This window comes from Bradyrhizobium sp., assembly GCF_004799445.1.
In the GTDB taxonomy this organism is placed as follows: Bacteria; Pseudomonadota; Alphaproteobacteria; order Rhizobiales; family Xanthobacteraceae; genus Bradyrhizobium.
The window spans coordinates 38,683-52,168 of record NZ_SSNA01000062.1 but is presented as its reverse complement, the minus strand read 5'-3'; the positions used below and the strand labels follow the sequence as shown (position 1 = coordinate 52,168).

At 63.3% G+C, this 13,486-nt stretch carries 13 protein-coding genes; 11 read left to right on the top strand and 2 right to left on the bottom strand.

Annotated features, from left to right (window positions below; translation table 11 throughout):
• The first annotated feature begins 27 nt into the window (after positions 1–27).
• The 5 genes from E8A46_RS08705 (at position 28) to E8A46_RS08685 (ending at position 4,901) form a co-directional block, all read left to right on the top strand.
• Positions 28–237 carry a hypothetical protein gene (locus tag E8A46_RS08705; RefSeq protein WP_291559482.1) on the top strand — a complete coding sequence of 70 codons (210 nt, stop codon included), beginning with the start codon at positions 28–30 and terminating at the stop codon, positions 235–237.
• A 12-nt stretch (positions 238–249) separates the two neighbouring features.
• The gene (lpdA, locus tag E8A46_RS08700) at positions 250–1,668 is read left to right on the top strand and encodes a dihydrolipoyl dehydrogenase (RefSeq protein ID WP_291559480.1); all 1,419 of its coding nucleotides are present in this window, start codon (positions 250–252) and stop codon (positions 1,666–1,668) included.
• 213 nt (positions 1,669–1,881) lie between these two features.
• Positions 1,882–2,091: a hypothetical protein gene (locus E8A46_RS08695; RefSeq protein ID WP_291559478.1), complete on the top strand. Its 210-nt coding sequence runs from the start codon at positions 1,882–1,884 to the stop codon at positions 2,089–2,091.
• 277 nt (positions 2,092–2,368) lie between these two features.
• Positions 2,369–4,093, top strand: coding sequence for a dihydroxy-acid dehydratase (gene ilvD / locus E8A46_RS08690; RefSeq protein WP_291559476.1), 1,725 nt, complete (start codon positions 2,369–2,371; stop codon positions 4,091–4,093).
• Positions 4,080–4,901, top strand: coding sequence for a tetratricopeptide repeat protein (locus tag E8A46_RS08685; RefSeq protein ID WP_291559474.1), 822 nt, complete (start codon positions 4,080–4,082; stop codon positions 4,899–4,901). Before ilvD ends, E8A46_RS08685 begins: the two co-directional genes overlap by 14 nt.
• A gap of 48 nt (positions 4,902–4,949) precedes the next feature.
• On the opposite strand, the gene xth is transcribed toward E8A46_RS08685, so the two are convergent.
• Positions 4,950–5,741, bottom strand: coding sequence for an exodeoxyribonuclease III (gene xth, locus E8A46_RS08680; protein ID WP_291559472.1), 792 nt, complete (start codon positions 5,739–5,741; stop codon positions 4,950–4,952).
• A 16-nt stretch (positions 5,742–5,757) separates the two neighbouring features.
• On the bottom strand, positions 5,758–6,087 hold the full coding sequence (gene erpA / locus E8A46_RS08675) for an iron-sulfur cluster insertion protein ErpA (protein WP_291559470.1): 330 nt from the start codon (positions 6,085–6,087) through the stop codon (positions 5,758–5,760).
• Between the two features lie 108 nt (positions 6,088–6,195).
• On the opposite strand from erpA, the gene E8A46_RS08670 reads away from it, so the two are divergent.
• The 6 genes from E8A46_RS08670 to scpB all read left to right on the top strand — a co-directional run bounded on the left by E8A46_RS08670 (position 6,196) and on the right by scpB (position 13,430).
• Positions 6,196–7,410 carry a deoxyguanosinetriphosphate triphosphohydrolase gene (locus tag E8A46_RS08670; RefSeq protein ID WP_291559468.1) on the top strand — a complete coding sequence of 405 codons (1,215 nt, stop codon included), beginning with the start codon at positions 6,196–6,198 and terminating at the stop codon, positions 7,408–7,410.
• 9 nt (positions 7,411–7,419) lie between these two features.
• Positions 7,420–9,198: an arginine--tRNA ligase gene (gene argS / locus E8A46_RS08665; protein ID WP_291559466.1), complete on the top strand. Its 1,779-nt coding sequence runs from the start codon at positions 7,420–7,422 to the stop codon at positions 9,196–9,198.
• A 108-nt stretch (positions 9,199–9,306) separates the two neighbouring features.
• A complete protein-coding gene (locus E8A46_RS08660) occupies positions 9,307–10,782 on the top strand; it encodes an SPOR domain-containing protein (RefSeq protein WP_291559464.1) in 1,476 nt (491 codons plus the stop codon).
• 57 nt (positions 10,783–10,839) lie between these two features.
• Positions 10,840–11,865, top strand: a complete 1,026-nt coding sequence (gene nagZ, locus E8A46_RS08655) for a beta-N-acetylhexosaminidase (RefSeq protein WP_291559462.1) — start codon at positions 10,840–10,842, stop codon at positions 11,863–11,865.
• Entirely contained in the window at positions 11,862–12,692 is an 831-nt protein-coding gene (locus tag E8A46_RS08650; protein WP_291559460.1) for a ScpA family protein, read from the top strand. The genes nagZ and E8A46_RS08650 overlap by 4 nt, the downstream gene beginning before the upstream one ends.
• A 21-nt stretch (positions 12,693–12,713) precedes the next feature.
• Positions 12,714–13,430, top strand: coding sequence for an SMC-Scp complex subunit ScpB (gene scpB / locus E8A46_RS08645; RefSeq protein WP_291559458.1), 717 nt, complete (start codon positions 12,714–12,716; stop codon positions 13,428–13,430).
• Positions 13,431–13,486: the final 56 nt, after the last annotated feature.

Here is a 13,486-nt window from a genome sequence, read left to right as displayed (position 1 = left end):
GTTCGGACGCGATGGCCCTGGATATCGATGCTGCTCGCGGCGATCGCTGCGCTCAATCCCCTCGGCCTCGACGTGATCTATGCCGCGTTCTTCTCCGGTGAAGCGCTGTCGCGGAACATCTGGAGACCAATCGCGCTGACCGGAATGGCGATCATGGTTTTGGTTGTCGCGCTGGAATGGCGGACAAGAAAGTTCATCATCAATCGTCGTGCACGCATCACATCGACTTTGAGTTAGACGGGAGCCTTCATGGCCGATACATCCTTCGACATCATCATCATCGGCTCCGGCCCCGGCGGTTACGTTACCGCCATTCGCGCCGCGCAGCTCGGCTTCAAGACCGCGATTGTCGAGAAATCCTATCTCGGCGGTATTTGCCTGAACTGGGGCTGCATCCCGACCAAGGCGCTGCTGCGCTCGGCGGAAATCTACCACTACATGCAGCACGCGAAAGATTACGGGCTTTCCGCGGAGAACGTCTCGTTCGACGCGAAAGCCGTGGTGCAGCGCTCGCGCGGCGTCTCCAAACGCCTCAATGACGGCGTCGGCTTTCTGATGAAGAAGAACAAGGTGACGGTGATCTGGGGCGAGGCCGTCATCGATGCGCCCGGCAAGATCACGGTGAAAAAATCCGCGGTCGAGGCGCCGAAGGGCGCGCTGGGCGAGGGGGCTTACCAGGCCAAGCATATCATTCTTGCGACCGGCGCGCGGCCGCGCGTGCTGCCGGGGCTTGAGCCCGACAAGAAGCTGGTCTGGACCTATTTCGAGGCCATGGTGCCGGAAAAAATGCCGAAGTCGCTATTGGTCGTAGGCTCCGGCGCGATCGGCATCGAATTCGCATCGTTCTTCCACACCATGGGCGCTGACGTGACCGTGGTCGAGGTACTGCCGCAGATCCTCCCCGTCGAGGACGCCGAGATCGCGGGCCTGGCCCGCAAGCGCTTCGAAAAGCAGGGCATCAAGATCCTCACCAACACCAAGGTGACAAAGCTCGAGAAGAAGAGCGACAGCGTGGTCGCCACCATCGATGACGGCAAGAAGCCGCAGACGGTTGAATTCGACCGGGTGATTTCGGCGGTCGGCGTGGTCGGCAACATCGAAAATCTCGGGCTGGAAAAGCTCGGCGTCAAAACCGAGCGCGGCTGCGTGGTGATCGACGGCTACGGCAAGACCAGCGTGCCCGGCATCTATGCCATCGGTGACGTCGCCGGTCCCCCGATGCTCGCGCACAAGGCCGAGCACGAAGGCGTGGTGTGCGTCGAGGCCATCAAGGGTCTTCACCCGCATGCGATGGACAAGAATCTCATTCCCGGCTGCACCTATTGCAACCCGCAGATCGCTTCCGTCGGTCTGACGGAGGCGCGAGCGAAAGAGGGCGGCCGCGAGATTCGCGTCGGACGTTTCCCGTTCGTCGGCAACGGCAAGGCGATCGCGCTTGGCGAGGATCAGGGGTTGGTAAAGGTGATCTTCGATAAGAAGACCGGCCAGTTGCTCGGCGCGCACATGATCGGCGCCGAAGTCACCGAGCTGATCCAGGGCTATGTGGTCGCGATGAATCTCGAGACCACGGAAGAAGAATTGATGCACACCGTGTTCCCGCATCCGACGCTGTCGGAGATGATGAAGGAAGCGGTGTTGGACGCCTATGGTCGGGTGCTGAATATTTAGATGATCGTAACCGCGTGTTCTCGGCCCCCGAGCACGCTGGTAGCGGCAGTGATGAATATCTAGCCGAAAAATTTTTTGAACAAAGAATTTGCTCGCTGCTTCGTGATTCCAAACCCAGTAATAATCGTCGTCGTCCGTCCATATCTCTCTCGAACACAGCGGGGAACGTGAGGCGCCGGGCCTTGCACCGCGACTATTCAAGGGAGAAGAAGAATGAAGAAGTCGATTCTGACGATCGCGGGTTCCGCACTGCTTGTCTTGTCCGCGGTGCAGTTCGCCGCCGCCTCCGAGCCTCAGCAGGGCAGGGTCCATCACCGTGCCGCCGTCCGCGACAGCAATGCCTATGTGGCGCCCGCTTATGATGCAGCGCAGTCGGAGGGGTACCGCTATAGCGGTGGATATTCGGCGCCTGCTGGTCGCTGATATCCCTCGTCCCCGCCAAGCGAAGGGGCCGGTCGCGGTGCGACCGGCCTTTTGCTTTGCGGGAAAGGGTTGCTCTGCGGCAACGATTGTGGCTTGGGTGCAACAGTTGCCGAACATTTAACCCTCATATCAGCCCGCTCTTGTCTGCGCCGCTTTTTAGCCACACCCCTCCATGAAATGATTTCTTCGTAGGCTGAAGGCCACGGCGCTCGCGAAGACGATGGGAAATTGGGATTTCCCGGGTTCCAAAAGGGATGGCTGGGGAAACAGGTTCGCGATGGACGCCAAGACCAGCATCAAGAAGAGACTGCCGAGCCGTCACGTGACGGAGGGCCCGGAGCGGGCGCCTCATCGCTCGTATCTTTATGCCATGGGCTTGACCACCCAGCAGATCCACCAGCCCTTCGTTGGCGTGGCGTCTTGCTGGAATGAGGCTGCGCCCTGCAATATTTCGCTGATGCGCCAGGCGCAGGCCGTCAAGAAGGGGGTTGCCTCCGCCGGCGGCACTCCGCGCGAATTCTGCACCATCACCGTCACCGACGGTATCGCCATGGGCCATGACGGCATGCGCTCGTCGCTGCCGTCGCGCGAATGCATCGCCGATTCCGTCGAATTGACCATCCGCGGCCATGCCTATGATGCGCTGGTGGGTCTGGCCGGCTGTGACAAGTCGCTGCCGGGCATGATGATGGCGATGGTCCGGCTCAATGTGCCCTCGATCTTCATCTATGGCGGCTCAATCCTGCCCGGCAATTTCCGCGGCCAGCAGGTTACGGTGCAGGACATGTTCGAGGCCGTCGGCAAGCATTCGGTCGGCGAGATGTCGGACGCCGATCTCGATGAAATCGAGCGAGTGGCTTGCCCGTCAGCCGGCGCGTGCGGCGCACAATTCACCGCCAACACCATGGCGACGGTATCGGAAGCTATCGGGCTGGCGTTGCCCTATTCGGCCGGCGCGCCTGCGCCTTATGAAATTCGCGACGCGTTTTGCATGACCGCGGGCGAAAAGGTCATGGAGTTGATTGCCCTGAACATCCGGCCGCGGGACATTGTCACGCGTCGCGCGCTGGAGAATGCGGCCGCTGTGGTGGCCGCTTCCGGCGGTTCGACCAATGCTGCGCTGCATCTTCCGGCGATTGCCCACGAATGCGGTATCAAGTTCAACCTTTTCGACGTCGCGGAAATCTTCAAAAAGACACCCTATGTCGCGGATTTGAAACCAGGCGGTCGTTATGTCGCCAAAGACATGTTTGAAGCTGGTGGCATACCGCTTCTGATGAAGACGCTGCTCGACAATGGCCACTTGCACGGTGACTGTCTGACAGTCACGGGCCGAACGATCGCCGAGAACCTCAAGAGCGTGAAATGGAATCCGCACCAGGACGTGGTGCGGCCCGCTGACAGGCCGATCACCGTCACCGGCGGTGTGGTCGGCCTGAAGGGAAATCTCGCGCCCGAGGGCGCGATCGTGAAGGTCGCGGGCATGTCGAACTTGAAATTTACCGGTCCCGCCCGCTGCTTCGATCGCGAAGAGGATGCCTTCGAGGCGGTGCGGAAGAAGACCTACAAAGAGGGCGAGGTCATCGTGATCCGCTATGAAGGGCCGCGCGGCGGTCCCGGGATGCGCGAAATGCTGTCGACCACGGCGGCGCTGACCGGGCAGGGCATGGGCGGCAAGATTGCCCTCATCACCGACGGTCGGTTCTCCGGCGCGACCCGGGGCTTCTGCATCGGCCATGTCGGACCGGAAGCGGCGGTCGGCGGGCCGATCGCGCTGCTGCGGGACGGCGACATCATCGAAATCGACGCCAATATCGGGACTCTTAACGTAAAGTTGACCGAGGCGGAGTTGGCCGAGCGCAAGACCAAATGGCAGCCGCGCGCGACTAACCATACATCAGGTGCATTGTGGAAATACGCCCAGCAGGTTGGGCCGGCGGTGGATGGCGCCGTAACCCATCCGGGCGGGGCGCACGAGAAACTCTGTTATGCGGATATCTGAGCGTATCATTTTTGCGTTGATTTTAGGGGCCACGCCGGTGGCCACGCAGGGATTCGCCTTCGACGGAGCGCCGGTCAATCAGGATACCGCGATTCCGGTCGTTTCGGCCCAGTCGGGGGGCGCCGCTGCCGCCTTGAAGAAGGCCGTTCCCCAATCCGCGCCCGAGACCTCGCTGACCTCGTTGCAATACGCCGCCGAAGGCGGTCATCCCATCGCTCAGTGGAAACTGGGGCGGATGTACGCCGACGGCGATGGCGTCGCGCAGGACGATCTGCGCGCGTTCGAGTATTTCAGCCGCATTGCCAATGCCCATGCGGAAGACAGCCCTTCGGCGCCGCAGGCGGCGATCGTCGCCAATGCCTTCGTGGCGCTCGGGCGGTATTATCTCAGCGGCATTCCGAATTCGAAGATCAAATCCGATCCGGAGCGGGCGCGGGAGATGTTTTCCTACGCGGCCTCGTATTTCGGCAACGCGGACGCCCAATATGATCTGGCCCGGCTCTATCTGAAGAGCGCCGGATCGTCGCGCGATGACTTCCGCTATGGGGCGCGCTGGCTCGGCCTTGCCGCCCAGAAGGGCCAGCACCAGGCGCAGGCCATGCTGGGTCAGATGTTGTTCAATGGTGACCAGCTGCCGCGCCAGGCCGCCCGTGGACTGATGTGGCTGACGCTGGCACGGGACAGCGCCGCGCCGGATGAGACCTGGATCAAGGACAGCTACAGCAAAGCGATCGCCAAAGCGTCCGATGACGACCGTGCGATGGCGCTGCAGATGCTCGAGCACTGGGTGCAGGGTCGCAAGGACTGATCCCGCAAGGACTGATCCCTCGCGCTGCCTGCGAAAGAGGGGACGGGCTCAGGCCGCATCGAGGTCGAGATCGATCCAGACCGGCACGTGATCCGACGGTTTCTCCCAGGCGCGCACATAGCTGTCGATCCCGGCATCGATGAGCCGGTCACTGGCCTGCGGCGACAGCAGCAGATGATCGATCCGCAAGCCCTGGTTCTTCTGCCAGGCGCCCGCCTGATAATCCCAGAAGGTGTATTGGCCGGGGGCGTCGGTGACGGCCCGGAGCGCATCCGTCAGGCCGAGGCCGAGCAGCGATTGAAAGCTCTCGCGGGTGGCCGGGCGGAACAGGGCGTCGTTGACCCAGGCCGCCGGATTGTGGACGTCTTCCGCCTTTGGGATGACGTTGAAGTCGCCAGCCAATACCAGCGGTTCTTCGGTCTTAAGTCTTTCTCTTGAATACTCAAGAAGCCGAGACATCCATTTGAGTTTGTAGGGATATTTCTCTGTTTCCGGCGGATTGCCGTTGGGCAAATAAAGGCAGGCGATCCGGAGCACGCCATGCCTTAGCGTGACCACCCCTTCCAGGAAGCGGGCATGAGCGTCGTCATCGTCGCCGGCGAGGCCCGACTTGGTTTCGTCGAACGGCAGCTTGGACAGCAACGCAACGCCATTGAAGGTCTTCTGGCCGTGGGTGACGACGTTATAGCCGAGCGCCTCGATCTCCAGCCGCGGAAACGCCTCATCGACGCATTTGATCTCCTGCAGGCAGACGATGTCCGGCGAGCAGTCCTTCAGCCAAGTCAACAGATGGTCGATCCGCTGGCGGACCGAATTGACGTTCCAGGTGGCAATACGCATCAGGAATAGTGATCTCTCAGATTGAGAAACTGGTGCCGCAGCCGCAGGAGGCCGTCGCGTTGGGATTGACCACCCGGAACGACGCGCCGATCAGGTCGTCGACGAAATCGACCTCCGAGCCGGCGAGAAACGGCACCGAGGCCGGATCGACGAGCACCACGGCGCTGTCGCGCGCGATTACCAGATCGTCCTCGGTCCGTGCATGATCGACGTCGAATTTGTACTGGAAACCGGAGCAGCCGCCGCCCTCGACGCTGATCCGAAGCATGGCGCCGCCGCCCTCGACTTTAAGGATTTCGCCGATGCGGCGGGCTGCCCGCTCGCTGATGGTGACGGCTGCGGTCATGTCAAAGTCTCCGGTCGCGGGCGCCTGGCCCAAATTATCTGGTATCCCGCGCCCAGCATAGTTAAGTGCGCCGGACAGCGGAATCAAACATTCAGGAGATAAATAACCGTGTCGGTCGGAATGGCTGCTCCTCGCTCGGCCTATGCCTGCGACCCCGAGCGCAGCCGCGGGCGGCTGTTCGCGGAACCGCCGAGCAAGACCCGCAGCCCGTTCCGGCGCGATTGCGACCGGGTGATTCATTCCACTGCCTTTCGCCGCCTGAAGTACAAAACCCAGGTTTTCGTGTTCCATGAGGGCGATCATTACCGCACCCGGCTCACCCACTCACTGGAAGTGGCACAGATCGCCCGCGCGCTGGCCCGGCAGCTCGGCCTCGACGAGGATTTGACCGAGACGCTGGCGCTCGCCCACGACCTCGGCCATCCCCCGTTCGGCCACGCCGGCGAGCGGGCGCTGGATGCCTGTCTGCAAGCCCATGGCGGCTTCGATCACAATGCGCAGACCTTGCGCGTTGTCACCTCGCTGGAGCATCGCTATCCCGATTTCGACGGGCTCAACCTGACCTGGGAATCGCTGGAGGGCATCGTCAAGCACAATGGCCCGCTGACCGCGCGCAACGGCGCGGCGGTCGGTCGTTATCGCGACCGCGGCGTTCCGGTCGGCGTTTCCGACTACGTCCGGACATACGACCTGGAATTGTGGAGCTTTGCGTCGCTGGAGGCGCAGGTCGCCGCGATCGCCGACGACATTGCCTACGATGCCCACGACATCGACGATGGCCTGCGCGCCGGCCTGTTCGATGTCGACGATCTCAGGGTCATCCCGATTGCCGCTGACATGATCGCCGAAATCGCCAGGCGCTATCCTGGTCTGGACGACAGCAGGCGCGGCGCGGAACTGGTGCGCGAGCTGATTTCCCATCTGATCGGGGCGGTGGTCTCGGAAGCGCGCCGGCGTCTGGAGCTGGCGCGGCCGACGGGCGTCGACGATGTTCGCAACCATGGCGAAGTGCTGATCGCCTTTCCAGCCGAGGTGGCGCAGGCGGAAGCCGGAATCAAGGCATTCCTGAAGCTAAGAATGTACCGGCATTCGCGGGTGATGCGGGTGATGGGGGACGCAGAGCAGATCCTGTTCGACCTGTTCGCGCGCTACCACAACCATCCCGGCGATCTGCCGGCGGAATGGCTGCCGCCGGGCGGCGACCACAGCGAGACCGAAACCGAGCGGGCACGGCGGATCGGCAACTTCATCGCCGGGATGACCGATCGCTTCGCGCTGACCGAGCATCAGCGGCTTTTTGACTCGACCCCGGATTTGCGTTAGGCGGCGGCCATGGCCGGCAAACCCTCGACGCAACATCTCTTCGCCAACGTGCTGACGCGCGTGCACGCCGTCTGCGCGGCGGAGCTTGGCGCTGGCGCCGATCTGTCGCGCGTGGTCGTCGAGCCGCCAAAGGACCCGTCCCATGGCGACATGGCGACCAACGCCGCGATGGTGCTCGCCAAGGAAGCCGGAAAGAAACCGCGCGATCTTGCCGAACAGATTGCGGTCAGGCTGCGGACGGACGATTTGATTGCCTCCGCCGATGTCGCCGGTCCCGGCTTCATTAATCTCACCCTGAAGGTATCGGTCTGGGCCGACACGCTGCGCACCGTGTTAGGTGAGGGCCATTCGTACGGGCAAAGCGCGATCGGTGCGGCCGAGAAGGTCAATGTCGAATATGTCTCGGCCAATCCGACCGGGCCGATGCATGTCGGGCATTGCCGGGGCGCGGTGTTTGGCGATGCGCTGGCGAGCCTGCTGGTGTTCGCAGGTTATGATGTCTCCCGCGAATATTACATCAACGATGCCGGCGCGCAGGTCGATGTGCTCGCCCGCTCGGCCTTCCTGCGCTACCGCGAGGCGCTCGGCCAGAGCATCGGCGACATCCCCGAAGGGCTCTATCCCGGCGACTATCTGAAACCGGTCGGAGAGACGCTGGTTGCCGAATATGGCGACAAGCTGTTGACGATGCCGGAAGCCGGGTGGTTGCCGGCGGTGCGCGCCAAAGCCATCGCGATGATGATGGAAGCGATTAAAGGCGACCTCGCCGCGCTCAATATCAGGCACGACGTGTTTTTTTCCGAGAGGTCGCTGATCGAAACTGGCAACAACCGCGTTGCCCGGACCATCGATTTTCTTCGCGCCAAGGGCGATATTTACGAGGGCAGTTTGCCGCCCCCAAAGGGCGGGCCGATCGAGGATTATGAGGATCGCGAGCAGACGCTGTTTCGCGCCACGGCGTTTGGCGACGATGTCGACCGTCCGCTGATCAAGTCCGATGGCTCCTATACCTATTTCGCATCCGATATCGCCTACCACCGGGACAAGTTCGAGCGCGGCTTCCGCAACCTCGTCGATGTCTGGGGCGCCGATCACGGCGGCTATGTCAAGCGCGTGGAAGCAGCGATCAAGGCCGTCACCTCGGGCAAGGCCACGCTGGACGTGAAGATCGTGCAGCTGGTCAAGCTTCTGCGCAATGGCGAGCCGGTGAAGATGTCGAAGCGGTCGGGCGACTTTGTCACCTTGCGTGAAGTGGTCGACGAGGTCGGCAAGGATGCCGTCCGCTTCATGATGCTCTACCGCAAGAACGACGCGGTGCTCGATTTCGACCTCGCCAAGGTGATCGAGCAGTCGCGTGAGAACCCGGTATTTTACGTCCAGTACGGCCACGCCCGGGGCCACTCGGTGTTCCGCAATGCGCGGGAGATGATCCCGGATTTGCCGGAAGAGGCCGGTGCGCGGGCCGCCTTCCTGGCCGATGCGGCGCTCGAACGCCTGAACGACCCTGCGGAACTTGACCTGTTGCGGCGGCTGGCGCTCTACCCCCGGACCATCGAGGCGGCGGCATCCGCGCATGAGCCCCACCGAATCGCCTTTTACCTCTATGATCTCGCCAGCGAATTCCATGCGCTGTGGACGAGGGGACGCGATTTGCCCTATTTACGCTTCATTATCAATAATGATGCAGAGATTACAAAGGCGCGGCTGGCTTTGGTTCAGGGGGTCGTCTCGGTGTTGGCATCCGGGCTTGCCGTTCTCGGCGTCGATGCTCCGGACGAGATGCGCTGACGGAGACAGGCACCGCTCACTGGGGGATTATGTGAGCGGCATCCGGCAACGGCCGGTTCGTTTGTAGAAGTGGGCTGGCGGCTTTCCCGAAGGGGACGCATCATCACGATGGCTGATCGATATCAGGATAGACCTTTTCCCGCTGAAGACGACTACGATCGCGGCGGTGAGCAGCACGCGTCTGCCGGGCGGGACAGCGATCCCCTGGCGGAGCTCGCGCGCCTGATCGGGCAGACCGATCCGCTCGGGACGATGGGACGGGCCAATCTGCCGCTGCAGCCGCGGGACGTTGAGCGCGATCGGCGCGATCAGCATCAGCTGCCGCCGCAGGCTGATTATGGGACCGACGACGAGCCGATTCCCGCACCCAGCCCGCCATCATGGATGCAGCGCGCCGCCCGGCAGGAGGCGCCGGAGCCGCAGCCGGATTATCCCGCCGCCGTGCATCCGCTGCACCGCTACGGCGCCACCCATGCCGCGCCCTTGGCAGATGATATCCACGCGCCGTCGTTCGCTGATGCCGGTCATGAGCCGGATCCGTCGCGTTACGATGATGCACTCTACGGCGAGCTCGATTCTGGCGCGGAAGCCTTTCAGCACGATCCGGTCTACGCGGACGACGCCTACGATCAGGACGGCTACAGCGACGGTGCGGAGGATATCGTCCCCAAGCGCCGTGGCGGCATGGTCACCGTTGTCGTCGTGCTCGCGCTAGCGGTGCTGGGGACCGGCGGGGCTTTTGCCTATCGCACCTTCATGGGATCGGCTCGCAGCGGCGAGCCGCCCATCATCCGGGCTGACGCTGGCCCGACCAAGATCGTTCCGGCTCCCGCCGATGGCAGCGCCAAGGTCCCCGATCGCATGTCGAGCGGCGACGGCACCGAGAAAATCGTTCCGCGCGAAGAAACCCCGGTCGACGTCAATGCCAGGTCGGGCCCCCGCGTGGTATTTCCGCCGCTGAACCAGAACGGCAGTCCGCCATCGATGGCCATCGTGGGTCAAAGTGCCACGCCGCCGGCCAGTGCCGGGAATGGCACGCTATCCAACCCCGAGCCGCGAAAGATCAGGACCCTGTCCGTCCGGGGCGACCAGCCCGACGGTGCAGCGATGCCGGTAGGGGCCACGCCGCCGGCGGTCGCTAAGCCCACCCCGGCTGCGCGGACGGCCGCACCGGCGCCAACGGCTGCCCCGCGAGCCGCGCCTTCATCGGCCAATGCAAACGCCAATGGGCCACTCTCGCTCGCGCCGCAGTCCGCTCAACCGGCAGCGGAACCTGCGACCCGGGTGGCCTCCAACACCCCCGCGCAAATCGCGCCGAGTGGGGGCGGAGGCAGCGGCGGATACCTGGTGCAGGTTTCCTCGCAGAAGAATGAGGCCGATGCTCAGGCTTCCTACAGGGCGCTCCAAGGCAAGTTCCCGGCCGTGCTGGGATCTCGCGCGCCTGTCATCAAGCGTGCCGACCTCGGTGAGAAGGGTATCTATTACCGGGCCATGGTCGGTCCATTCGGCTCTCCCGACGAGGCCTCGCAGTTCTGCGGCAGCCTGAAGTCCGCCGGCGGGCAGTGCGTCGTCCAAAGGAATTAACGGCGGTTTCCTCGACCCTTGTTGACCCCCGGGGCGCCAGCGGGCTAATCGGCCCGCATGCAAAGCCGCGCATTCATTACAGGTGTATCCGGACCGGAGTTGACCCCCGCTGAGCGCGAATTCATCGGTTCAGAGCGGCCGTGGGGATTTATTCTATTCAAACGGAATATTGAAACACCGCAGCAGGTCGCTCTATTAGTTCAACAATTGAGAAAATCCGTGGACGCCCCGGATGCCCCGGTTCTGATCGACCAGGAGGGTGGCCGGGTCCAGCGTCTGGGGCCGCCGCACTGGCCGGTCTATCCGCCCGGGGCGCTCTTCGGTGCGCTTTACGACCTGGACCCAGCGCTCGGTCTGGCGGCAGCGCGGTTGAGCGCCCGGCTGATCGCCGCCGACCTCGCAGATCTCGGAATAAACGCGGACTGCCTGCCGCTGGCGGATGTGCCCGTTGCGGGGGCCGATGCGGTCATCGGTAACCGGGCCTACGGAACCGAGCCGGCGAAGGTCGCGGCGATTGCCCGCGCGGTAACCGACGGGCTGGACCAGGGCGGCATTTTGCCCGTGCTCAAGCATATTCCCGGGCACGGGCGGGCGACCGCGGACAGCCATTTCGGACTTCCAACGGTCGACACCCCCGAAAAGGAGCTGGAACGGACTGATTTTGCGGCGTTTCAACCGCTTTCGGACCTGCCGATGGCGATGACCGCACATGTTGTGTTTAGCGCGCTGGACCCCGCCCATCCGGCCACGACTTCTGCGACAATCATCGAACGGGTGATTCGCGGCGTGATCGGGTTCCAAGGTTTGTTGATGAGTGATGACGTGTCCATGAATGCGCTCGCGGGATCGATCGCCGAGCGGACGCGGGCCATCTTTTCCGCCGGCTGCGACGTGGTGCTCCATTGCAACGGCAGGTTCGACGAGATGCGTGAAGTCGCCGCAGAGACGCCGGAATTATCGGGGAAAGCGCTGGATCGGGCGAGGCGGGCGCTGGCGTCGCGTCGAGCGCCGCAGCCGTTCGATCGGCGGGCGGCGCGGACGGAACTGGATGCGATGATGAGCAGGGCAGGAACAGGCGCATGACCGCGGAAATTCTGTCATTTGAAACCGGACGGCCTGCCGAACTCGCGGACGACGAGCCCTCGCTGGTTGTCGACGTCGAGGGCTATGAAGGCCCGCTTGACCTGTTGCTCGCGCTGGCGCGCCAGCAGAAGGTCGATCTCGCCAAGATTTCCATCCTGGCGCTGGCGAATCAGTACCTGGTATTCATCGAGGCCGCCCGGAAGATCCGGCTTGAGCTTGCCGCCGACTATCTGGTGATGGCGGCTTGGCTGGCGTTTCTCAAATCGCGGCTGCTGCTGCCCGAACCCGTCACCGCGGACGGACCAAGCGCCGAGGAAATGGCGACGGCGCTGGCCAACCGGTTGCGCCGGCTGGAGGCCATTCGCGAAGCTTCCAACCGCTTGATGAACCGCCCGCAATTGCAGCGCGATATCTTTCCACGCGGCAATCCGGAATCCATCGCCGAAATCCGGCATCCCAAATATACCGCAACGCTGTTCGACCTGCTCACCGCCTATGCCGCGCAACGCCAGCAGCGGGTGCTGGCGACGGTGCATCTGGCCAAGCGCACGGTGTGGTCGCTCGCCGAGGCGAGGGCGTCGCTGGAGCGCTTGATCGGAATGGCCGAGGACTGGAGCCGCCTCGACGAATACCTCATCAACTACGTCGTCGATCCCTCGCAAAAGTCCACGGTCTTTGCGTCCAGTTTTGCCGCAGCGCTGGAACTGGTCAGGGAAGGCGAGGTCGAGCTGCACCAGAAAGAGGCGTTCGCGCCGCTGTATTTTCGAAAGCGTCCGCCGCAACCAGTATCCGACGCGATGACCGCGCCGGATCTGCCGGCCGAGTAAGTGGAAGAAGGAGACCGTGCCATGGCAAGCCTGGCGGAAAAACGCAAAGCCGATGCCGAGGAGCGCTCCGTGGAACCGGAAGCGCGGCCGGAGGAATTGCGGCTGCTGGAAGCGCTGTTGTTTGCTTCCACCGAGCCACTCGATCAGGCGACGCTCGCAAAGCGGATGCCCGATGGCGTCGACATCAAGGTCGCCCTGGCGCAACTGCAGGCGGATTACGCATCGCGCGGCGTCAACCTCGTGCGCATTGCCAACAAGTGGACCTTCCGCACGGCGGGCGATCTTTCCTGGCTGATGACGCGGGAGAGCACGGAGACGCGGCGGCTATCGCGCGCGGCGATCGAGATGCTCGCGATCATTGCCTATCATCAGCCGGTCACCCGCGCCGAGATCGAGGATATCCGCGGCGTGATTACCTCCAAGGGGACGCTGGATGTGCTGCTGGAAACCGGCTGGATTCGTCCGCGCGGCCGTCGCAAGACGCCGGGCCGTCCGCTGACCTTCGGAACCACGGAAGCCTTTTTGTCGCAGTTCAGCCTGGAGGCACTTGGCGATCTGCCGGGCCTGGAGGAACTGAAGGGCACCGGCCTGCTGGATTCGCGGCTGCCCTCCGGGTTCGGCGTTCCGACGCCATCGGATGACCCGGCCTTGCGCGATGACGAGGATCCGCTTGAGATCGGCGATCTGGAACTGGCCCTGGCCCCTGCGGTCGAGCCGGAGACCGGCGGCGAGGGTTGATTTAGCCCCGCCTTCGGCGGCCTTTGACCGCAACGTCGGCGCTGGTTAACGGTCTC

Coding starts and splice junctions, on each gene's coding strand:
- erpA (WP_291559470.1), bottom strand. CDS start 6,087: ATGACCGCAGCCGTCACCATCAGCGAGCGGGCAGCCCGCCGCATCGGC.
- nagZ (WP_291559462.1), top strand. CDS start 10,840: ATGCAAAGCCGCGCATTCATTACAGGTGTATCCGGACCGGAGTTGACC.
- xth (WP_291559472.1), bottom strand. CDS start 5,741: ATGCGTATTGCCACCTGGAACGTCAATTCGGTCCGCCAGCGGATCGAC.
- E8A46_RS08705 (WP_291559482.1), top strand. CDS start 28: ATGCTGCTCGCGGCGATCGCTGCGCTCAATCCCCTCGGCCTCGACGTG.
- E8A46_RS08650 (WP_291559460.1), top strand. CDS start 11,862: ATGACCGCGGAAATTCTGTCATTTGAAACCGGACGGCCTGCCGAACTC.
- E8A46_RS08685 (WP_291559474.1), top strand. CDS start 4,080: ATGCGGATATCTGAGCGTATCATTTTTGCGTTGATTTTAGGGGCCACG.
- argS (WP_291559466.1), top strand. CDS start 7,420: ATGGCCGGCAAACCCTCGACGCAACATCTCTTCGCCAACGTGCTGACG.
- E8A46_RS08660 (WP_291559464.1), top strand. CDS start 9,307: ATGGCTGATCGATATCAGGATAGACCTTTTCCCGCTGAAGACGACTAC.
- ilvD (WP_291559476.1), top strand. CDS start 2,369: ATGGACGCCAAGACCAGCATCAAGAAGAGACTGCCGAGCCGTCACGTG.
- E8A46_RS08695 (WP_291559478.1), top strand. CDS start 1,882: ATGAAGAAGTCGATTCTGACGATCGCGGGTTCCGCACTGCTTGTCTTG.
- lpdA (WP_291559480.1), top strand. CDS start 250: ATGGCCGATACATCCTTCGACATCATCATCATCGGCTCCGGCCCCGGC.
- scpB (WP_291559458.1), top strand. CDS start 12,714: ATGGCAAGCCTGGCGGAAAAACGCAAAGCCGATGCCGAGGAGCGCTCC.